This is a genomic window from Nitrincola nitratireducens, assembly GCF_000585235.1.
GTDB lineage: Bacteria > Pseudomonadota > Gammaproteobacteria > Pseudomonadales > Balneatricaceae > Nitrincola > Nitrincola alkalisediminis.
The window spans coordinates 252,240-273,740 of the sequence record NZ_AONB01000002.1 but is presented as its reverse complement, the minus strand read 5'-3'; the positions used below and the strand labels follow the sequence as shown (position 1 = coordinate 273,740).

Sequence of the window (21,501 nt, the reverse complement as noted above, 5' to 3'; positions counted from 1 at the left end):
ATGTATGGCAGGCATTGGCTTAACGTCAGAGGCAATAACCAAGCCACTGAGTCTCGGGGAATCGCTATCCTAGCCTCCTGCACAGTGACAGACAGCCTGATAAAACCTCACGCTAAAAAGGCTCCCTGACGGGAGCCAAAAGTCACTTATCCGTTAAGCAGTGACCAGGGGGAAATAAACGATTACTTATGGCGATTGATAACCTGAAGCTGGGTGTACTCAAGAAGCCCTTCCACTCCAAACTCAACTCCCACGCCAGACAGTTTGCAGCCACCAAAAGGGATATGAGGCAGTACTTCTGCGTGTTTGTTAATCCAAACCGTGCCGCACTCTAACTGACGAGCAACCGTTTCGGCCAACTCAAGATCTGAACCCCATACGGAGCCTCCCAGACCATACTCACAGCTATTCGCCATGCGCACCGCATCGTCTATCTCTAAGTAAGAGATAAGGGGCAACACCGGGCCAAACTGCTCTTCATCGACAAGGCGTACACCCTTCGAAACATTGGATACGATGGTTGGTGGATAAAAATACCCTGGCTCTGAGCTGGCTTCACCACCACAAATAATATGTCCCCCATTGCGACGAGCGTCCTCCACTAGCTCCGAAACCAACCGATACTGTCTGGCATTTTGCACAGGGCCAAAGGTTGTTGCAGGATTAAGTCCGTTTCCAACGACTTGCTGTGAAGCAAGATCTGCCAAAGCCTTACCCATTTCTTCATACTGACTTTCGTGGACATAGAGTCGCTTAATGGCCGCACAGGTTTGCCCCATGTTCAGAAATGCGGTGTTAAAAATGCTCTCTGCAACTTGATTGATATCCGTATCCGGAAGAACAATGGCCGCATCATTGCCACCGAGCTCAAGTGTTAATCGCTTGAGTGTATTGGCAGAATTAGACAGGATACGCTGGCCCGTCGGGGTCGACCCTGTGAAGATCACTTTATTGATGTCGATGTGGCGACTGATGGCATTGCCAATGTCGGCCTCACCCAGCACAACGTTTACAACCCCTTTAGGCAGCACTTCGTTGATAATCTGTACAAGTCGCAGCGTATTTAACGGCGTCAAACCAGAGGGTTTGGAAACAACCGTATTGCCCGCGCGCAGTGCAGGCATGATATGCCAGATCGCGATCATTAAGGGCCAGTTCCAAGGGGTGATCGAGGCAACAACGCCAAGCGGTTTTCTGTGCGCTGTCGTGTATCGGGTATCGCTATTCTCGAAAACCTGCTCTGGGATGTCCAGCTCAGCAGTATAGCGTGTCCAACCCACTGCAGCTCCGACTTCTATCTGTGCAAGAGCTAAAGGCTTACCCTGTTCCTGCACGATAATACTCGCCAGCTCATCTGCATGTTGCTCCAGATGATCCGCAATCTCGTGCAGGAGACGTTTACGCTCAGCATCCGGTGTCTGACGCCAAGTAGAGTAAGCCCTTTTCGCCGCCGCAACGGCTTGGTCAAGTTGTTCAGTACTGGCCATATTGCACTGGCAAATAATGTCTTCGGTCGCTGGATTGATGACTGAGAAGGGCTCTCCAGTACCGATGAGGGGCATACCATCAATTAGCATTGTTTTTATATTTATCATATGTATTTCCTATGAATTAAGACAAGAGACCGTCGTCTCTTGTCACCTGTTGATGTAATCGTGGTATCAGAATGGAACTACGACAACAAATTGGCCATAGACGTTGGTCTTTTTACCACCGATCTGACTCGTATTGCTGTTGTCTGGGGAGTAAACACCGATCAACGGGCTCACGATCAGATTTGGGGTAATGACCCATTCTGCATAGAGATTGATTTCTTGAGCATCATTGGCACCGCTACCCGCCTTGTCCTTAAAGTCAAAATATAGGGCACCCACGCTTAACATTTCAGTCGGTGACGCTTTGATGCCTATGTGATGCACATCAGCACCTGAGTTAAATGGACCGGCATAGTTGGCCGCAACCTCACCTTGAAACCATGTCCCATACCCACGGTTAAATCCGAAAAACAGAGGATCAAACCCCGTGTCAAAAGAGGAGTATCGGTAATTCACGCTGGGTGACCAAGGCAGGTCTGCAAAGGTCCAACCTGCTTCAACATACCAAGCATCTGCACTTGCAGAATTATCTCCTTGATCCTGGGTCACGAACTCACCCGATAAGAACAGATTCTCAACACCTGCATTACCTTGATAGCGCAGACTGACAGTTTCTTGCCCATCTCGTGCAGTTGAACCAAATGCATCAAGCCCTTTGATATAGCTGACACCAAAAGTCCCTTCAGGAATCACATACTCCGTGTTGATACCCGCAAGTTCCATCTTGGACTGAGCAAGGTTATCGGACTTCAGCCAAAACAGATCAGCCGAACGCCTTCGTCACCACCAACACGAACAATGGCCGTCCGATCAAAGGCCTGGCGACCCGCTAGCCAATAGGCACCGCCACGGTTCAGCTCTGGATCGAGTCCATCACCTAAATTCAGCGCATCTCCGTTAATAAGAAAACCATCGCCGATGGAAAAACTCTGACGCCCGAAGGAAATATCCAGCCCATCTTGACCGAGAGCAGGGAATAAATCCCCAGAACGCCATCCTAGGTAAGCATCTTCCAAATCGGTCTTAGACTCCTTACCGGAGGTCAAGCCAGCAGCATCACCGTCACCCCAGGTCGCGGTGCTGACTAGGTTCAGACCACCGTATACGGAAGCATTGCTTCCACTATAGGCATGCTGCCCCGAAAAACCGTATTTGATATAGCCTTCCTGCCAATCTGAACCGCCACCTTTGCTATTTGGCTGGTAGTTTTTTTTGCTAGAGAACACACCAAAAACAGCCTCGATATCTAAGTTTAATTCTGTGCCATTTTCACTGTAGAGAGTATGTGCAGTAGCAGAACCTGACGCCAAGGCAATCGCCGAGCCAAGCAAAACTGCCGTTAAAGAAGGTTTCATATTTTTTGTCATCGGTTTATTCCTCAGCATGACTAGAGACAAGTATTTTTTATTTTCAAAAGGATAATTAGGCGATTAGGATTGATGCTTCTCCTGTTTAGATTCCCGATGCTGGCTCCAAGCGTACACACCGATTGAGAGTAGAATCATAATGAACAAGGTCAGGCTAATGGGTCGCTGCAAGAAGATGGTAATATCTCCACCCGCTACGCCTAGAGCCTGTTGGGTTCTAGCCAAGAACAGCGGACCCAAAACAAGGCCTAATACAATGGGTACTGCAGGTATATTGTTGCGTTTTAATACATAACCGAAAATTGCAAAGCCCAGCGCAATTAAACAGTCACTGAATTGGAAGTTCTGGCTGTAACTCCCAATAAAACCCAGCACCAAAATAAAAGCGCCAATGAACCGACCGCGAATACGGGTCAGGTTAACAATCCACTTAGTCGCAAAGGTCAGGTAGGTGAATGCCACGACATTCATTAGCAGCAGTGAAATGTACAGACCGGATATAAACTCAGGGCGTTCGACAAACAACGTGGGACCCGGAATGTAGTTGTGCACCATAAAGACAGCCAGCATCATCGCCATCAAGGCATCTGCTGGAATCCCGAAAGCCAATAAGGGCACCATAACCGATCCTGTGACCGCATTATTGGATGTTTCCGTCGCAATGAGTCCTTCAGGTGCGCCATTGCCAAACTGCTCAGGTGTTTTAGAAAACTTCTGTGCCAAGGTGTATGAAAAAAACTGTGAACCAAATTCACCAACACCGGGTAACAATCCCATAACCACACCCAGCGCAGCCGAGCGAATTACCGTAACTTTGTGTTTTAACAGATCAAATACACCTGAAAAAATACTGCTTCCTGTCAACTTTGTGACCTGTGCATCATTGCCTCTTTGCGACAGCAGTATGAACGCTTGAGACATCGCAAACAGGCCAATAACAGCAGGCACCAAAGGGATACCGGACAGCAACCAGCTTTGTCCGAAGGTGTATACTTGTGTGCTATAGGAGAGGTTCAATCCAATGGTGCCCAGAAAAATGCCCAAACCCAGCATCATGGCCGCTTCAACCACATGTTTGCGGTGAGCCAGCACAACAAAGACCATCCCCAAAGCCGCCAACATGGCAAACTCAGCGGAACCAAACTTGCGTGCAATCTGTGATAAAGTCGGAGCCAACATCACCAGAGAGAAGACACTAATCAGGCCACCAACAAAGGACGATGTATAGGCAATGGACAGGGCTCTTCGTGCTTCCCCGCGCTTGGCCATAGGATAGCCATCATACGTGGTGAGCACCGCGACGGGTGTACCAGGAGTGTTCAATAAAATAGCGGGGATCGCACCTCCGTACCAAGCGCCGCCATAAACACCCAACAGCAGCGACACACCCGCCAAGGCTCCATCGAGAAACTGATAGGGAGTAGGATCGCCATGACACCTGCGGGTTCAAGTCCTGGAATAGAACCAATCGTCACACCGATGAGTGCCCCAATGATGATGGCGACGATCACATCAAACGTCGCAATTTCATTCAAGCCTAACAATATTGCATCCATAGTGATCAAACCTCTCAGAGATAGCGATTGGCAAAATCTGCCAAATGATCGGGTAAGAGTGAGTACAGCCACACATCAGGCAACCATACAGAAACAGCCACACGGAAGATGAGCACCAGCGCTATTAGAGTCGCAATCGTGGCGAGCACCCACGTCCGATTAAACAGCCGAGACAGCCATAGCAGCACCGTTACAAAAATAAACGTGGCAGGGACAAAACCAATAATGGATAGGGATTTAATATAGAGGTAAAACAGCACGGATGAGATGAGCGCCGTTCGATAGCTATCAAGTATGGCGACCAGACTATCAAGAGGATTCTGTCGGAACACAGTACTGCGCCACACATTGCCATCACCACGTGAGAGCTGAATCACTCTAAAAGCGGAAAAAATGGCTAAGATACCCAGACCCAATAATGAGCCATCATGGGTTGCGTATACCACCCTCGTCTGGTGTCTACCCAAGCGGCTTGCTCAGGTATTAGCATGAGCAGCACGACAGAGAGGATAAGCAAGATCCAATAAATATCGGCTTTGACAAGAGGTTTATTAGACACAGTGGTATCTCTTTTCGGATAATCGATTAATCAAAACGTCAGGAGATGAAGACGACCCGAATAAAAGGCCGTCCCCCTTACTCGAAACTACTTGTTCATGTACTCAAGCAACTCTTTGGTATTTTCGAAATCCTTGGCCACCAACTCTTCAGCCTCACGTCCACCAATCCAGTAGATACCGGCACCGGTCGTGTTGCTGATATCTCGAACACGATCCGAATTCAAAGCCGCTTGCGCAATGTCGGCAATTTTCTCTTTCACGCTCTCCGGTGTACCCGCCTTCACAAACAAGCCATTCCATGTCGTTTGAGTGATGCCTGTCTGCTCAGCAAGGGTGGCAATCTCGGGCGCTATACTTAAGCGTTCATGGGTTAATGAGGTCAGGATTTTGACCTCACCCGACGATAAGCAGGACAGAATCAACTGAGTTGTGGTGTTGATGATGGTCGCATCACCTGTTGCAAGCGTCGCGCAGTTATTTTCATCAAAGGCAGCATCGCTGGCGATACGAATCCCTTGCTGTTCTGCAGCCTTGAAGGTGATTGCTGTTGGTAAGGCTTGATAGCCGAAATGCCCAAGGGAGATGTTATTTTCTTTGGAGTATTCCGCGAGTTCTGCCAGATTGTTATAGGGCGCATCGGCATTCGCTGCGATGACAAAGGGATAATCAAGGAAAATACCCACAGGTTCAAAGGTGTTCTGGTCGTAAGGCGCATTACCGGAATGAATGTGTGTTGTTAAAATATCGGCAACGAAGGAACCCACCATTTGACCGTCGGCTCGGGCTCTCGATACATCCAACGCCCCCACAATGCCACCACCTCCGGGCTTGTTAATAACAGATGCGGGAACGCCTGTTTGTTTATGCATTTCGTCTGCGATCATGCGCGTCACTATGTCTTCCAAATCACCCGGTGGCCAAGGTACAACAAAGCTGACCGGGCGCTTTGGATAATCGGCCACGGCCGATACGGACGCCAAAAGCGGTGAGATTGCCAGTGTAGCAACGAACAGGGTTTTAGTTATTTTCTTCATCGTGTTACCTCGTAATTGATAGATTGACTGGTGCTATTCACTTCCCCTTCAGAGGAACGATCAGCACGGGTATGGATGTTTGTTGAATGACTTTTTGTGTCGTAGACCCAAGAAATATGCGCGATGCGGTGGAGCCTCCACGATCCCCCATCACAATTAAGTCGGCATTTTGATTTCGAGCAACGTCTACAATGACTGTGTCAGGTTTTCCGATCCTTACCTCAATTTGAGGTGCCTGCTTCAGTTTGATATCACTCGGTATTTCACTTTCCAGAAAATCTGAAATGCGTTGTTCGATTTTGGCTCGGTATTGATCCATGAGCTGACGGGTGTGTTTCAACTGGGCCTGAGAAATCAGATAATCCCGAATCATCGCATCGGCATCTGTAACCGGTGGTTCAATGGCATGCAAAAAAATGATATGCGCTTCATGTCTGACGGCTTGCTCTACAGCCATTCGAAATGCAGGGCGGCTGCCTTCCGCGATGTCAGATGCATAAACGATGGCTCTTACTTTCGGTAGCATACTGTCTTGCCCTCTTTTGCATCGTAGCGTGATTCATTACAAAAGAATTACGCTACTCTCACTATCAACCATAAGGTTGATAGTCCACTCTTTGCCGATTTCCGGCCTGTTCATATCCAAAGCACCTTAACAACGTTGAGCGTTCTAACGCGTTCACAGCCGACTAAATCGGTAAGGTGCTGGATCAATAATGGGTTGCACACCGCTCACTAAATCAGCGGCCAACTGACCGGCGGCGGGACCTGTCCCAAAACCATGTCCTGAAAACCCTGTGGCCACAAAAAGACCGGGAAGGGCATTAATACGGTCAATGACCGGATTGGAGTCGGGTGTGACATCAAGCAAACCCGCCCAGGCTTCCTCAATTTTGGCGTCATCAAATGCAGGCCAAGCGGCTTTCAGGTTATTCAGTGCATCTTGATTTAGTTCATGATTGGGGAGTGGATCGTTGGTGCGAACCTGCTCAAAGGGTGTCTGAGCATCGGACGTCCAGCGCCTCTTCATCTTCAAATCATTCATAAATGCCCGCCCGAAACCGATCTTCAGAAAACTCCGTTGAGTTCGCAGTTGATCCAGATAACGGTGGCCGATCAGCAAATGATCCAGCGTAACTGGCGCATCAAGCTTGCCGCGCTGGGTGATGATGTAGCCACCATCCTGATGCTTGCGGAACGAAAAGTTAGGGCCACCCACGGCAATATCCGTTGGGCCTTTCATCGGCTGGGTGCGCAGTACAGAGCAAATCAACGGAAGAGTCGGCAATGAAATCCCCAAATTAGCGAGAAAACGACGAGACCACGCACCTCCGGCCAACAGTACCTGTTCGCAACGAATTTCACCCTTTTCTGTAACGACACCCGATACAGCTCCGGCTGACATAGTCAGGGTGCGAACGGCACAGTTCTGTATCAGAATTGCGCCCTTTTTCATCGCGGCATTGGCTATAGCACTGGTGGTGATCGCAGGTTCAGCGTAACCATCTGACGGGGTATAGATCCCCCCGACCCAAGCCCCCTTGCCACCCGGAACCAACTGATCTATTCCAGCGGGTGAAAGAAGCTTGGAATCCAGCTCTAGAGGATGGACGGACTCATGCCAAGCCTCATACATCGCCATCTGTTCTTGCGTTCGCGCCAGGAACATGATGCCCGCCTGACGATACCCCACAGAGCGACCAATGCGCTCTGGCATCTGCGCCCATAGACGGTCCGCGGCCTGAGCCATCGGAACATCACTAACATGACGACTGGTTTTGCGAATCCATCCTAAATTGCGGGATGATTGCTCAGCGGCAATCTGGCCTTTTTCGAGTAGAACCACGGGGATATTGCGCTCGGCAAGTGCCAAAGCGGCAGTTACACCCACAATTCCCCCGCCAATTATCACCACCTGTGTCGTGACGGGCTGTTCATCTGATGTATTAACGCGTTCCAGTGCTTTTGTCATTGCAGTTGCCCTGATGCCTGTACAACGAGGCTAGCCTTGGACGGCGACCTCGATAGAGAGTATTAAGCGATGGTGATTTCTTCGACGTCGGCTTTTGACGCACCGCGATACGCGGTAACTTCAAGCTCAACCTTATAAACGTTCGAACCCAGTGGTGGGCAGGTAACGGTTGTTGCCGGGTTAATACCACGGAACTTGCTGCCAATGAATTCCATAACCTTTGGGGTGTCTTCTGGGTACTGGATGAAAACGCGTGACATCACAACGTCCGCCAGCGAGGCATCAACGGCCGCCAGTGCTCTTTCTATATTTCTAAATACCTGCTCCGTCTGCTCAATCACGTCCTCCGGAATTTCTTGGGTATCTGGGTTACGACCCGCCGTGTTGGACACGTGGATTAAGTTATCCACAGCGACGACGCGAGAATAACTCGCAATCTCTTCAAACTTGGAGCCTGTTTTAACTTTGATGATCTTGGTCATGGGTTTAATCCTAAAAATATCAACTTAATCAATTAGATTCGATGAAACTGCTTTATTTTTGAGCATCAGCGAAGGACCGGGGTGTCCCATAGATTCAAGGGAACTCCAATGTTTTTCTCACAGGCTGTGCGATAAATTTTGGTGGCCCAAGCCACATCTTCCACTGGCATGCCCCCCACCGACATGATGATGATTTCATCGTCGTTTTGACGGGCTGGCGCATCTCCGGCGAGAATCGCACCTAAGTCCTCAAGCTCATCGCTGGACATTAAGCCGTCTTCAATCATGTCCATGAAGCGCATACCCACTAAGGGGATATAATTGTGGGCAGGTTTAGGCACCTCCTCATACCAGGCTTTATAAAGCCCGATACTGTCCATTACCTTACGAACACCTAGACCGCTCATGCCATCATCGAGGCTGCAACTGGCGGGCATTGCTAAGTAAGCACCCGGCTTGACCCATTCACGTTTAACAATTGGATACTTGGAGGGATCACCGACTTCACCCGAATTGCAGTAGGTGACAATATCGGAGCCACGAACTACCTCTTCGTTGCTATCAACGACTTCAATCTGGGTGATTTGCGGGTATTCCTGTTCGACCCAGGCGATAAAGTTGTCTAGGCTCTGCTTACCGCGCCCTTTGATCTTAATCGTGTCAATACTGGGACGAACGGCCATAAACGATGCAACCGAGGTTTTCCCCATCACACCGGGGCCGAGCAGGCCAATGACTTTCGCGTCTTTGCGAGCCAAGTGTCGCGCCCCCACACCCGGAATCGCACCGGTACGGTAAGCTGACAACAAGTTGGCTGACATATACGCCAAAGGGGCACCGGTATCGATGTCGCTTAAAATAAACATCAAAATTGAGCGAGGCAGGCCTTTTTCACGGTTAGCAATATTAGAGCCGTACCATTTAACACCACAGGTCTGAAAATCGCCGCCTAAATACGCAGGCATCGCCATCAGACGTCTATCGGCCGTCGGCTTGGGCATCGTTGCAAAGGGTGAATTCTCTGGAAAGGTAATCATCGCGCCATGGGAGTCGCTGTTCGGCCCGGCCATCCGATAATCACCCTTGTGAAGCAAGATAAACATTTCTTCCATCGTATCCACGCAAGCAGACATATCCGTCACGCCCGCTTTGATCATGTCCGGTTCAGAAAGATAAATAAAATCAATTTTTGTATTTATAGACATTGAATCACCCGTAACTTTATATCGCGACTATGGTCTTTAGCGCCGTTTTGTCAGGTCATGATTTGGTAATCATTCCGTCACTTTTCTCGATAGTATCCCTGCCCGCCGAACGCGTATTGAATATTTACGACATTTGATCAAAAGGACTGAATTATTTTGGAATGATTATTGCTTGATTTATTTCAAATGAACCTTACTTGGTAGTTAATATGTTAAGTGTTCCTGTTAGTAACAACTCACGTGTTTCGTTTAGTAACAAAATATCAGGCGCATACGTTGAGCAACCCTGGTTTGTATTAACTTCGTCGAAACACTATGACCTTGCAATTAGCAAGGATAAGATCATTTCCCAATGCTATGCATTCGAAGCGGATCATTCTGGGGGTCCGACCTTTGCGATCCCTGATGGATGTATTGATATACTGTTTGATTGTGATCAAATTAATCCTGAAGCGAAGGTCTGTGGTTCGACACTGGAGGCACGTAATGCTGAATTAAAACATCAACATAGATATTTTGGCGTGCGTTATAAGCTTGGCGTTATACCCGGTTTTCTAGGCGTTTCTGCAGATGAACTTGTGAACTGCGAGGTAAATCTTTTAGATATTATGCCAAAACTTGAGTCAGCCTTTGCACAAATTGTGAGTGAGGGTAATTTTAATAACCAAGTTGAGTTATTCAGGCGCTGTTATGAGGGTAAAACACCGAGAACTCCCTCTCCTCTCACCTTAGAAACCATTAAAATCATCTGCGAGAACAAGGGTGCTCTGCGCATCGGACAGTTAGAAGCCCTGACTGGCTACACCTGTCGCACACTGCAGCGACAGTTTCAAAGTGATATGGGTATGTCACCAAAAACCTTTAGTCGGATTGTACGCTGCCAGTTTGCCGTCCATGAGATCAACTGCCATGACAGCATAGCCTTTTCAGATCTTGCATCGGATCTTGGCTTCAGCGATCAGCCACATTTTTTACGTGAATTCAAAAAGTGCGTTTCAGCCACACCTGCCAATTATCAACGACACGTACAGCAGAGTGCTTACATGCAACGGATACGCTGCGCTTGAACCAAAAAAGTGCAATCAATCAAATTTTGCACACAAATACAGCCAATTTATAGAAGAGTGCATTTAATAAACGCGCTTTATAGAAACATATCCATAGACTTTTTCAATTTCAATTAAAATCACAAAAGTAAATTTTTATTAAAAGTGATATTCTCTATAAAATCACTCACCAAATCATATAAAATGTATACCTCACACATAACCTGTATTTAATAAGTGTACATTTTAATGCTCAAATACGAAGAATCCTTACCGCTCAAATTGCTGAAAGCCCGTGAAGCAACCATGAACTTTTTCCGCCCGGTGCTTTTGGACATTTCATTGACTGAACAACAATGGCGAATTATTCGTGCGCTCGCTGAACATAAAGAGCTTGAATCCAAACAGTTAGCTGACCTATGTTGCATTCTAAGTCCCAGTCTTACGGGTATCATTAGTCGCTTAGAACAACAAGGCTACACTCAGCGACGTCGGTCAAATGAAGACCAACGGCGTATTTTAATTAGCCTAACCGAAAAAGCAGAAACCATGTTTAAGCGCGTGACCCCGTTACTGGAAGCGCGATATCAAGAAATCACAGAGCAATACACTCAAGAGAATCTTGACCTGCTCTATGAGCTTCTGAACAAACTCACACAAATTAAACCGGTCAGTGAAGGATCAAAAACAGAATGAGTAACAGCCCTGAGTAGACCCCAAATGGATCTCATGTTTGCCAGCCTAGCTGCTGAAAACACCCAGCAGCTGGCTAGATATGAGGTGAACTATTCACTCCCCAAGGGTACGACAAACACTGGGCGTTTTGAGTGCGTGAGTGTTTTAGCCGCTGTAGACCCAAGTAGAATTTGATTGAGCGCCGAATGCTTGCGGGTCCCCATCACAATGACATCGGCATCTATTTCGTCCGCAACCTTTAGAATCACCTTCCAAGGTGTACCTTCCTCGACTCTGACGTCAACCTGAGCAATATTCAAACGATCATCGGCTTCTAGCTCTTGCTGACAGAATCGCTCCAAGCGCACAGCAACCTTGTCACGGAGTTTTTCAACCCCCTCTTTTAAAAAACCCTCGATATCGTCTTTTTCCATCATATTACTGAGCACACTCTTTGCCGTAGCGGAGACCGCCTCAATCACATGCAAGTAAGTCAGCTGGGCATCATAATGATTGCAAAGACTAACCGCGGCGCGAAAAGCAGGTCGTGAGCCCTGCTCTAGATCTGACACATAGAGTATTTTGCGAAAATTCGACAGCATGAAACCTCCTGTTATCGGTATAACAATGTTGGCAGGAACAATGAGATCTGCACCACAAAAATGATGAGCAGTAATCGCAAAATATCAGCGACCCAGAAGGGACCTACGCCTTTAAAGATTGTGCTGGTTTTTACGTCTCTTAACACAGCACTCAACACGAACACGTTCATTCCAACAGGCGGCGTAATGAGGCTAATCTCAATCGCGATCACCACCACAATCCCAAACCAAACCAGATCGTAGCCCAATGCAGCAACCAGCGGATAGAAAATCGGGATCGTTAACAGCATCATCGATAAACTCTCGAACACCATGCCCAAGATCAGGTAAATCCCTACAATGACAAGAATGACGACAATCGGCTGAACGTCTAAGGAATTAACAAAGCTCAGCAGAATATCAGGAAGGCCTGCGCGGTTGATAAAGTCCGAGAAAATGAGCGCGCCTATCACCACAACCAACAGCATGACAGAGGTACGCGCCGTATCCGTTAAGGTATCAAAAAGGCTGCTCCAAGTCAGTGACTTGCGCATTAACGCAATGACAAACGCACCGCCGGCTCCAATACCCGCCGCTTCGGTGGGGGTAAAGATACCGAGGTAAATCCCTCCCATAACAATGACAAATAGCGCTAACACACCCAACACACCGCGCAAGGCGATCAAGCGTTCACGCCAAGGCGTCCGATCACCTGCAGGGCCTGCACTTGGGTTACGCCAAACCACATATTGCACAGCGCCCAAGTAAAAGAGTATGGCAATAAAACCGGGTATAAAGCCAGCCGCGAAAAGCTCACGAATACTGGTTTCCGTCAGCAAACCGTAGACCACCAGGATGACACTGGGTGGAATCAGAATGCCCAAAGACCCACCCGCGGCAATGGTCGCGGTCGCCAATGAGTCACTATAGCCATACTTACGCATCGATGGCATGGCCACCTTACTCATGGTTGCCGATGTCGCCAGACTAGAACCACTGATCGCAGAAAAGCCACCACAGGCCACAACCGTCGCCATGGCCAGTCCACCTTTTTTATGCCCTAAAAAGGCATTTGACGCCTGATACAGCTCCTGCGAAAGACCCGAGCGCATTACCAGATTTCCCATCAGGATAAACAGGGGAATCACCGACAGACTATAGTTTTGCACCGTCGAGACAACTCGGTTTGCAGCCATCGACATGGGCCCCGTCCAACGAAACGTATCCCAATTATCCCAGGATAATCCCATCATCACAGCAAAGCCGAAGAAACCAACCAACCCCATCGCAAAGGCAATCGGCATCCTCACCACGATAATTAATAACAGCAGAACAACAAAGCCGATAAGTATAACGGACATAAAAAACTACCTGTGATAGAGACTAGTTGGATTTATCTTGAAAGAAGATTCGATAAACACCGTAGGTGATCATGCCCAATGCCGTCGCCCAACTCATGATGGCGATATACTGCACGATATAACCACTGGATATGCCCAAGAACTCTGTCACTTCACCTCGACGAATCGAACGTTCGCCCAATTGATAAATGCGATGCCCAAGATAATAAAATGAACCTGAGATCACGATGGCAGACAAAAGTGATAAGCACTTAACCACAAAGGTGCTCAGATAACGGTCCAACAAATCGACAACAATATGGCCTCCTCTCCAGGTCACCACAGGCATCGCTGCAAAGATTAAGATGGCCATGCCGATTTCAGTCAATTCAATTGAACCCGGCAAGTTTATTGAACACATATCGGCCCACCACATCGACACAGGTAATCAACATCAAGACCATTAACATTACAGCGGCGATTAATTCGAGTAGAAAGGCCAACCAACGGATTGGCCCCTTCTCGTCATAATGTGCCTTTAACCAGGCTACAAATGACATGTGTCTCTCCTACCTAGTTTTGCTCAGCATATTCAAGCGCCAGGCGTCTCAAATCGGCCAACGCAGCGGCCGCATCGACGCCAGCACGTTGAACACTGGCGACCCATGCGTCATCCATGCCTTGAATCAACTGGTTAAATTCCTGCACCATCGGATGATTTTCATCCAACTCGATAACATTCACCCCTTTCTCACGCGCATAGGCAATACCATCAATATCGGCCTGGTCCCACTCTTTACCCGCCATTGCTGACAGCTTAAGACCCGACACACTGCGAATAGCATCCGCATCACGTGGCTCAAGTTGCTCCATAAACTCTGGATCGATGAACATCGCAAAACTGCCTAGATACAGGCCACCTGGAAAGAGGGTTAAATTAGGTGCCACCTCATCCAAACGCAATGAGCGCTGCTCTTGGGCTGGCATAAAGACACCGTCAATAACACCCTGCTGTAACATCTCATAGACACGAGGTCCAGGTGCCGCAACAGCCGTCACTTCCATACGCTCACCCAGCGCAGATTGAACACCACCCCCAATGCGTATACGTTTATTGCGTAAATCACGTAGGCTGTTAATTGGCTCACGGGTGTGCAACTGGCCGGGTCCATGCGTAATCAACGCAAGTAACTCAAGGCCTTCATACTCATTCGCCTTTGCAAAATGCGTCTCATGAACCTGCCATAATGCCGCCGAAGCTGCCTCGGCATTTACACCCATGCCAGGTTGCTCAACCGCCATAGGCAGGGTGAAACGTCCAGGCAAGTAGCCGTGGAAGCTCCATCCGGCGTTAATTACGCCATCCTCCACTAGGTCATAATAGGCGGCTGGATTACCAAGATCATGCTCAATTCGCACCGTTACTCGCCCTTCTGTCGCTTCCTCGACCCAAGCGCCCCAAGTCGGCAAGACAACGGCATTCATGGGATTGCTGGGGGGCATCCACGTGCCGACGACCAGGGTAGTAGACGCGGTTGCAAGTGATGCCCCGACCATACCAACGATGAATAGAGAGGCAGCTGTTAGACGTTTAATTTTAGTTGGGAGTGATTTCATAGTATGTCTCCAATTGTTTTTATTGTATTGCATGTCTTGAGGTTAGTAAGAACGTTTAAGACACAGTCAAAATTCAATTACCTGATGTACAATTTTTGTTTATACGGTTTGTACTTAGATCATCCTCTTGAGTATAAGTACACGTAAAAACCTTATTTTCAATGGCGTTCAACAAGAACAAACACTCAATTACTTTTAAAAAGGGCATGAATATTGTTTTTGTTATATTTTAAAACAGGGTCAAGCTCCGTCATCTCGAAGGAGATCTGGCAATAGCTTTCGTTCGTGATCGGCTCCATCCAGCGACACAAGATCTCAAATACCTGATCTGCCACTTGCTGCTTCAGAGTCATGTCTCGCCCGTGACCTATCTTGAGTGTTAGGTTTATGAAGGCGAAATCTGATCGACCGTCCGCCACACGAAAGTCATCACAACGGATGGCACGACTGCGCACTCCCCCTAAAGGAAATGCCCCCGTAGAGACCACATACTCATGCAACTCTTTAAACAAGGGTTGAAAGTCCAACCGATGATGCAAGTTGCCTGAATATTCAACGATAAAATGTGGCACTGAAACACCTCACACACTGTCATCTTTCTTAAAAAATGTTTAACAATTATTCAATCGTAAACTAAATCAAATTTAATTAATATATTAAGTGATGTCAACGCTACTAAAATATAGTTTTAATTTTTATTCAGCTTTTTTCACGTGTCAGTAACAATGCCAGAAAGGAACCACACCCCAAAAGACCGATGACCCAACCCATTACCCACGGGGTTCCATCGTGTAATCCACTCACTAACCCACTGGCCAAGGCACCGATTCCAAATTGAGTCGCCACGGCTATTCCGGCGGCGGCACCGGCTTGTTCAGGAAAACGTGACAAGAGACTCGCCATGCAGTTTGCGCCCAATACACCCGTGACACTGACAAAACTGAATAACGCCAGCACAATTAACGTCAGCCCACCAATATCGAATAACGTGGCGCAAAACAGCACTAAACCTGAAACCGCAGCCTGGCTTGCACCTAGCCACAATAATCGCTGTGTTCCCCACTGCCCGACGTAACGCGCATTTAAGCTGACCAGCAGGATAATTCCGCCAACATTCATGCTAAACAGCCAAGCGTAAGCCTGAGGCGACACACCAAAGTAATCAATGTACACAAATGGGGAAGCCGTTATGAAGGCAAACATGCCCGCAAAGGTTAACGACATGCACAAGATGTACCCCACCGCGACGGGCTGTAGCAAAATGTTTCCATAGGCTTTATAGACAGCGGAAAAGCTCGTACCACGAGAGCTACCATGATGGGTTTCGGGTATTTTCCAGATACAAAAGACCAATACAACCAATGCAAAGATAAACAGCACCCCAAAAAGCGCGCGCCAACCTGCCAGCAAGATCAAATACCCGCCGACCAATGGCGCAATGAGCGTTGCAATCATTGTGACTAAATGCATGAGGGATAAGACTCGCGCCGCCTCACTGATTGGAAACAAATCTCGAACAATCGCTCTTGCCAAGACAGACGCCGAAGCCGCCCCCAAGGCTTGCAAAAAGCGAAATGCAATCAGCCACTGTGCTGAGCTTGCCAAGATACATGCCACACTGGCAACGAGATAAAGGCTAATACCAACCAATAAAAGCGGCCTTCGCCCTAACTTGTCCGATAAAGGACCGTAGACCAGCATCCCTACAAACAGCCCAATCAAAAAGCTGCTGATGGTCAACTGAATCTCGCTTTGCACCGCACCAAGATCATCAGCGATCAAGGGCAAACTGGGCAAATACATATCAATTGACAGAGGCCCAAACGCAACCAGCGCAGCCAGCAGCACAATCAACCGATGAGGACGTGATACAGTGACCATCTAGAATCTACCTTCCTATTAAAGACGTCCAGCCGTTGCACCTGCAGCATCTGCAATAGAGGCCTGAGGTCCCGGCACTTCATCTCCCGCGACCGGTGACACAGGAAAGATTGCATTGATTTGCCCCGTTCCCGAACTACCAAAATAGGGTGAAACCACCTCTACTTTTTGATCATAGCGTGACCAGCCCAACGCCCCTAATAACATGGCGGTATCGTGCATAAAGCCTTCGCCATGGCCTTTAACCGCATACTCAGGGAGCATGGCACAAAAATCTGCCCACTCACCGGCTTCCCACATACGCACCACATCATGATCCAATCGCTCTAAAAACGGGCTCCAGACCTTCGTTGAAAAACTGGGTGCTTGGCCGTTCTGCGCAAAACGGTGAGATAACGAGCCACTGGCCAAAATTGCCACGGTACCGTCGTAGTGTTTCTCTATCGCTTGTCTAAGCGCCCAACCTAAACGCGCACTGTCATTCAAGTAGTGGGCCATGCACATCGCCGAAATGGAGACCACTTTAAAATGCTGATCTTCATTCATATAGCGCATGGGAACCAACGTGCCGTACTCTGGATCAAGCGACGTATTGGCATGCGCAAGTGTTTCAACGCCTTGTGCATTGCACTCATCCGCAATCAACTGACCTAGCTGTGGATTACCGCTGAACTCAAACTCCATATTGGAAATGAAATGGGGTAACTCATTGCTGGTGTAGGTGCCTTTGAAATGTGCACCGCAATTAATATGATAGGCGGCGTTAACCAGCCAGTGAGTATCAAACACCACCAGCGTATCAACCCCCAGCTCTCGGCAACGGCGACCAATTTCTTTATGGCCATCGATGGCGGCTTGCCGAAACCCCTTTTGAGGCCCATCTAACTCTGAAAGGTACATGGACGGTACATGCGTGATTTTAGCCGCCAATGCCAGCTTACCCATAACTTACACCTCATTACTCATCATTATATTGTTTTGCTGATCGACACTGTGACCAACTGTAAACCTGTGCTGCCATTGCCAGTAACGCGGTCAATAGGATTGCAGCGAAAATCCAAATAGGATCAAAACGAATTAACCAGGAAGCGCTCTGCGCCACCATTGAGCCCACCAATAACTGAATAAACCCCATCATGCCTGAAGCCGCACCTGTCGAACCTGCGCTGCTGCTGATTGCCGCCGTTTGTGCAACCGGTTGACTCAACCCTCTGCCCAAGATCATCAGGGCCATAGGTAAAAACAGCGTCGGCAAACTCAACCCCTGCACGCAGTAAAAAATCAACAAGAGCAAGGCACCCAACACAGCCAGTCCATTTCCAATGACGATGAGTCCATCAAGATCAATATGATGCGCCAGCCGTGTCGACATAAAACTGCCCAACAAAAACGCAAGCGACACCGTCAAAAACCAAAATCCATAATCAGCAGACGTGCCGCCAAGGCTTTCGACAACAAGATAGGGTGCGCTACCAATAAATAGATAAAATCCGCACGCTAAGGCTGTTGTCGTGAGGACATATCCTCGATACGCCACTGACTTGAGAAGTCCCTTATAAGACTGCAGTACTGAAAAAAGGCTAAGGCTGGAACGTCGCTCTGCACAGGTTTCAGGTAAATACCATAAGGCAATCAACCAAACAGTGCCTCCCATCGCAATCGATAGATAAAAGACAGACTGCCAACCACTCCATAGATTGAGCACGCCACCCAAAGCAGGTGCCAAGGTTTGCGCTAAGGCAATGGCCATCACTAGATAGCCCATTCGACCTGCAGCCCCTTGGCGTCCATACACATCCAATAAAACAGTGCGAGCCAAGGCCATGGCTGCACTCCCTCCCAATGCCTGGAGTATGCGACCTACAATCAGTGCCTCGACCGTCCCTGACAATGCGGCGATGCCACTGCCCAGCACATGCAATCCAAAACCAACCAGAATCACTGGACGTCGACCAAAGTAATCCCCTAACTGACCACTGATCAACTGCCCAAACGCAAGGGTCAGCAGGTAGAGGGTAAACGTCAACTGCATGACACCCGCATCAACCCCCAACATCCGCGCTGCATCCGGCATTGCAGGTAGAAAGGCATTCAAGGCGAGCGGACTTGCCGTTGCCATTAAAATCAGCAAGGCCGATGCTGGCGGTGTCAGCATGGTCGAACTATGACGGATTTCGGATGACAAGAAGGCGTAACTCAGTCATGTCCTCTATGGCGTACCGTACCCCTTCACGACCCAAACCACTGTCTTTTACACCCCCGTAGCATGTGATCCACTCGCCAAGAAGGAACATCACCAATGACAACGCCGCCCACTTCTAACTCATCCCAAGCTTTTTGAATTTTGTAAATATCGCGGGTAAAAATTCCAGCTTGCAATCCAAAAGCGGAGTTATTGACCTCCTGTAATACCGCATCAAAATCCTTAAAGCGAGACAAAATCGCAACAGGTCCAAAGGCCTCTTGGGTGTTCACATCGAGAGAGGGATCGACATTTTCAAGTAAGGTCGCTTGCAGCATTGCCCCCTGACGTTCGCCACCCGCTAAGAGCGTCGCACCGTTTGAGGTGGCATCCAGCACCCAATTATGCAAACGTATCGCCTCTTTCTCAGAAATCATCGGGCCTATAAAGGTTTGCTCGTCTTTTGGATCGCCAGACGGCAGCGCTTTAACCGCCGCCGTTAATTTATCACGCACCTCGTCATAATGATCCTCGTGCACTAAGATACGCTGCACACTGATACAACTTTGACCGGATTGATAATAGGCACCAAACACGATTCGGCTAACCGCATCGTCCAGATTCGCTCCTTGATCTACAATGCACGCAGCATTGCCACCTAACTCCAGGACCACCGGTTTTTTACCGGCTTTAGCCTTAAGCTGCCAACCCACCTCGGGTGAACCAGTAAAGCTGAGTAACTTAAGGCGATCATCTGTCGTGAAAAGATCGGCACCATCACGATGGCAAGGCAAAATCGAAAAGGCACCTTTCGGCAAGTCCGTTTCCGCTAACACCTCTCCAATAATAATCGCACCAATCGGTGTTAAGCTCGCAGGCTTCAGCACAAACGGACAACCAGCCGCGATTGCAGGCGCGACTTTGTGTGCCGCAAGATTAAGCGGGAAATTAAATGGAGATATAAACGAACAAGGACCGATAGGCACACGCTTCCACATTCCCGTATAGCCCTCGGCTCGGGGGGTAATGTCCATAGGAATCACCTCACCACCGATCCGAACCGCCTCTTCTGCTGCGATCTTAAACGTATCGATTAAGCGAGTGACTTCTCCTCGTGCATCCTTGATCGGCTTTCCAGCCTCAACACACAAAGCCTGAGCCAACTCCTCCGCCCGCTCTTGAAAACGTTTAACACAGTGGTTCAAAATGGATTGACGTTTCCATGAAGGTAGCTTGCGCATCGGCTCTGTTGCTTGTTCAGCCGCAGCAATGGCTTGATCGATCACCGCAGCATCGGCAATCGCGACACGTGTTGCCACCTCACCTGTGAATTTATCGTAAACAATCAAATCCTGGTTGGGGGTTTGGGGCTCATTCGCAAGATAAAAGGGGTAATGTGCTCGCAACATCGCGATGTAATCTCCAGTAATTGGCTTTGCGTTAATCGTTATCTAACGGCTAAAAAATTCATTTCAGATGACAGGAAAGACGACATTGGCCTGACCCGTTCCAGAGCTAGGGAAATACTCGCCAATCAGCTCACCTTTTCCAGAGTAGCGATCCCAGCCTAAGGCACCGAAGAGCATTGCGGTATCATGCATTCCCCCTTCGCCAGAGCAAAACTGCGCATATTCAGGTAGCATTTTTAGGAAGGTGGAAATATCTCCCTGCTGCCAAAGCTCTAGAACACGCAAATCAACTTGCCGATTGAACTCACGAGAAATGGTGAAGGTACCGTTATTCTCGGCATAGAGTTCGTTTTCCCAGATTTTGTGAGATAACGATCCTGATGCCAGCAGCAGCACTTTTCGGTCACTGGCTTCAACGGCTTCGCGAATGGCCTCACCCAGTGTTTTGGAGTCTTGCAGACTGTGAACCGTGCACCAAGCCGCAATTGAAATAATGGGCATGTCACCTGGCTGCATAAAGTGCATTGGAACCAAGGTTCCGTACTCTAAATCCAATGTTTCAACCTGATGAGAAAGCGTGTGCACACCTTTTTCGGTTGCTCGAGCAGCGATGGCATCACCGAGTTCCGGATCACCGCGATATGCATAGTCCAGATTTTGGATAAAATGTGGAAACTCGTGGCTGGTGTAACGCCCTTTGAATACAGGATTACTGTTAATATGAAAGCCTGCATTCACTAACCAATGTGTATCCAACACAATCACCGTGTCCGCACCTTTTTCACGTGCTCGACGCATGATTTCTTTGTGTCCATCAATGGCTTGCTGTCGACACCCCTGGAGTTTTCCGGGTTGTTCAGAGAGGAGCATGGTTGGAACATGAGTAACCTTGGCTGCTAAAACGATTTCGCCCATGGCAAGCACCTTTTTAGTTTTTATTTAGTATAAAGGAATTTATTTAACATATTAAGTATTAAAAATCCTAGTACATATGAAAGA

The 21,501-nt window shown here is 48.4% G+C and carries 21 protein-coding genes and 2 pseudogenes; 2 read left to right on the top strand and 21 right to left on the bottom strand.

All coding sequences use genetic code 11. The features are described from left to right. Positions 1–182 precede the first annotated feature (182 nt). The 10 genes and pseudogenes from D791_RS03770 to D791_RS03730 all read right to left on the bottom strand — a co-directional run bounded on the left by D791_RS03770 (position 183) and on the right by D791_RS03730 (position 9,771). Positions 183–1,595 carry an aldehyde dehydrogenase family protein gene (locus tag D791_RS03770; protein ID WP_036507935.1) on the bottom strand — a complete coding sequence of 471 codons (1,413 nt, stop codon included), beginning with the start codon at positions 1,593–1,595 and terminating at the stop codon, positions 183–185. Between the two features lie 66 nt (positions 1,596–1,661). Beyond that, positions 1,662–2,318, bottom strand: coding sequence for an alginate export family protein (locus D791_RS20650; RefSeq protein ID WP_237748503.1), 657 nt, complete (start codon positions 2,316–2,318; stop codon positions 1,662–1,664). Between the two features lie 26 nt (positions 2,319–2,344). Beyond that, positions 2,345–2,962, bottom strand: a complete 618-nt coding sequence (locus D791_RS20645; RefSeq protein WP_237748502.1) for a hypothetical protein — start codon at positions 2,960–2,962, stop codon at positions 2,345–2,347. 63 nt (positions 2,963–3,025) lie between these two features. After that, a pseudogene (locus D791_RS03760) lies at positions 3,026–4,518 on the bottom strand (tripartite tricarboxylate transporter permease). Between the two features lie 14 nt (positions 4,519–4,532). After that, entirely contained in the window at positions 4,533–4,985 is a 453-nt protein-coding gene (locus D791_RS03755; protein ID WP_157682221.1) for a hypothetical protein, read from the bottom strand. 179 nt (positions 4,986–5,164) lie between these two features. Next, entirely contained in the window at positions 5,165–6,112 is a 948-nt protein-coding gene (locus tag D791_RS03750; RefSeq protein WP_036507931.1) for a tripartite tricarboxylate transporter substrate binding protein, read from the bottom strand. Positions 6,113–6,149: 37 nt separating this feature from the next. Next, complete coding sequence (locus D791_RS03745; RefSeq protein WP_036507927.1) at positions 6,150–6,638, bottom strand: universal stress protein; 489 nt, start codon at positions 6,636–6,638, stop codon at positions 6,150–6,152. Between the two features lie 153 nt (positions 6,639–6,791). After that, positions 6,792–8,084: an NAD(P)/FAD-dependent oxidoreductase gene (locus D791_RS03740; protein WP_036507924.1), complete on the bottom strand. Its 1,293-nt coding sequence runs from the start codon at positions 8,082–8,084 to the stop codon at positions 6,792–6,794. Between the two features lie 62 nt (positions 8,085–8,146). Further along, on the bottom strand, positions 8,147–8,566 hold the full coding sequence (locus D791_RS03735; protein ID WP_036507922.1) for a RidA family protein: 420 nt from the start codon (positions 8,564–8,566) through the stop codon (positions 8,147–8,149). Positions 8,567–8,631: 65 nt separating this feature from the next. Beyond that, a complete protein-coding gene (locus tag D791_RS03730; RefSeq protein WP_036507920.1) occupies positions 8,632–9,771 on the bottom strand; it encodes an ornithine cyclodeaminase family protein in 1,140 nt (379 codons plus the stop codon). A 209-nt stretch (positions 9,772–9,980) separates the two neighbouring features. On the opposite strand from D791_RS03730, the gene D791_RS03725 reads away from it, so the two are divergent. Both D791_RS03725 and hpaR read left to right on the top strand, forming a co-directional pair. Continuing rightward, complete coding sequence (locus D791_RS03725; RefSeq protein ID WP_081763708.1) at positions 9,981–10,838, top strand: helix-turn-helix domain-containing protein; 858 nt, start codon at positions 9,981–9,983, stop codon at positions 10,836–10,838. 228 nt (positions 10,839–11,066) lie between these two features. Next, positions 11,067–11,513: a homoprotocatechuate degradation operon regulator HpaR gene (hpaR, locus tag D791_RS03720; protein WP_036507917.1), complete on the top strand. Its 447-nt coding sequence runs from the start codon at positions 11,067–11,069 to the stop codon at positions 11,511–11,513. 89 nt (positions 11,514–11,602) lie between these two features. Here hpaR and D791_RS03715 read toward each other — a convergent pair whose 3' ends face one another. The 11 genes and pseudogenes from D791_RS03715 to hpaD (D791_RS03670) form a co-directional block, all read right to left on the bottom strand. Beyond that, the gene (locus D791_RS03715; protein ID WP_036507912.1) at positions 11,603–12,094 is read right to left on the bottom strand and encodes a universal stress protein; all 492 of its coding nucleotides are present in this window, start codon (positions 12,092–12,094) and stop codon (positions 11,603–11,605) included. A gap of 11 nt (positions 12,095–12,105) precedes the next feature. Continuing rightward, a complete protein-coding gene (locus D791_RS03710) occupies positions 12,106–13,434 on the bottom strand; it encodes a TRAP transporter large permease (protein ID WP_036507907.1) in 1,329 nt (442 codons plus the stop codon). Between the two features lie 22 nt (positions 13,435–13,456). Then, positions 13,457–13,834 (bottom strand): TRAP transporter small permease, encoded by a 378-nt coding sequence (locus tag D791_RS03705; RefSeq protein WP_337588595.1) that lies wholly within the window; start codon positions 13,832–13,834, stop codon positions 13,457–13,459. Further along, on the bottom strand, positions 13,803–13,973 hold the full coding sequence (locus D791_RS21675) for a hypothetical protein (protein WP_337588594.1): 171 nt from the start codon (positions 13,971–13,973) through the stop codon (positions 13,803–13,805). Before D791_RS21675 ends, D791_RS03705 begins: the two co-directional genes overlap by 32 nt. Before the next feature lie 13 nt (positions 13,974–13,986). Next, entirely contained in the window at positions 13,987–15,030 is a 1,044-nt protein-coding gene (locus D791_RS03700) for a TRAP transporter substrate-binding protein (RefSeq protein ID WP_036507904.1), read from the bottom strand. Between the two features lie 185 nt (positions 15,031–15,215). Next, positions 15,216–15,602 (bottom strand): 5-carboxymethyl-2-hydroxymuconate Delta-isomerase, encoded by a 387-nt coding sequence (locus tag D791_RS03695; protein ID WP_036507901.1) that lies wholly within the window; start codon positions 15,600–15,602, stop codon positions 15,216–15,218. A gap of 127 nt (positions 15,603–15,729) precedes the next feature. Beyond that, a complete protein-coding gene (locus D791_RS03690) occupies positions 15,730–16,911 on the bottom strand; it encodes a Bcr/CflA family multidrug efflux MFS transporter (RefSeq protein ID WP_036507899.1) in 1,182 nt (393 codons plus the stop codon). Between the two features lie 18 nt (positions 16,912–16,929). Next, a complete protein-coding gene (hpaD, locus tag D791_RS03685; protein WP_036507896.1) occupies positions 16,930–17,856 on the bottom strand; it encodes a 3,4-dihydroxyphenylacetate 2,3-dioxygenase in 927 nt (308 codons plus the stop codon). 13 nt (positions 17,857–17,869) lie between these two features. Next, the gene (locus D791_RS03680; RefSeq protein WP_237748501.1) at positions 17,870–19,096 is read right to left on the bottom strand and encodes a Bcr/CflA family efflux MFS transporter; all 1,227 of its coding nucleotides are present in this window, start codon (positions 19,094–19,096) and stop codon (positions 17,870–17,872) included. Further along, positions 19,074–20,502, bottom strand: a pseudogene (locus D791_RS03675) (aldehyde dehydrogenase family protein). The gene D791_RS03680 and the pseudogene D791_RS03675 overlap by 23 nt, the downstream one beginning before the upstream one ends. A gap of 63 nt (positions 20,503–20,565) precedes the next feature. Next, positions 20,566–21,417: a 3,4-dihydroxyphenylacetate 2,3-dioxygenase gene (hpaD, locus tag D791_RS03670; RefSeq protein ID WP_036507890.1), complete on the bottom strand. Its 852-nt coding sequence runs from the start codon at positions 21,415–21,417 to the stop codon at positions 20,566–20,568. Positions 21,418–21,501: the final 84 nt, after the last annotated feature.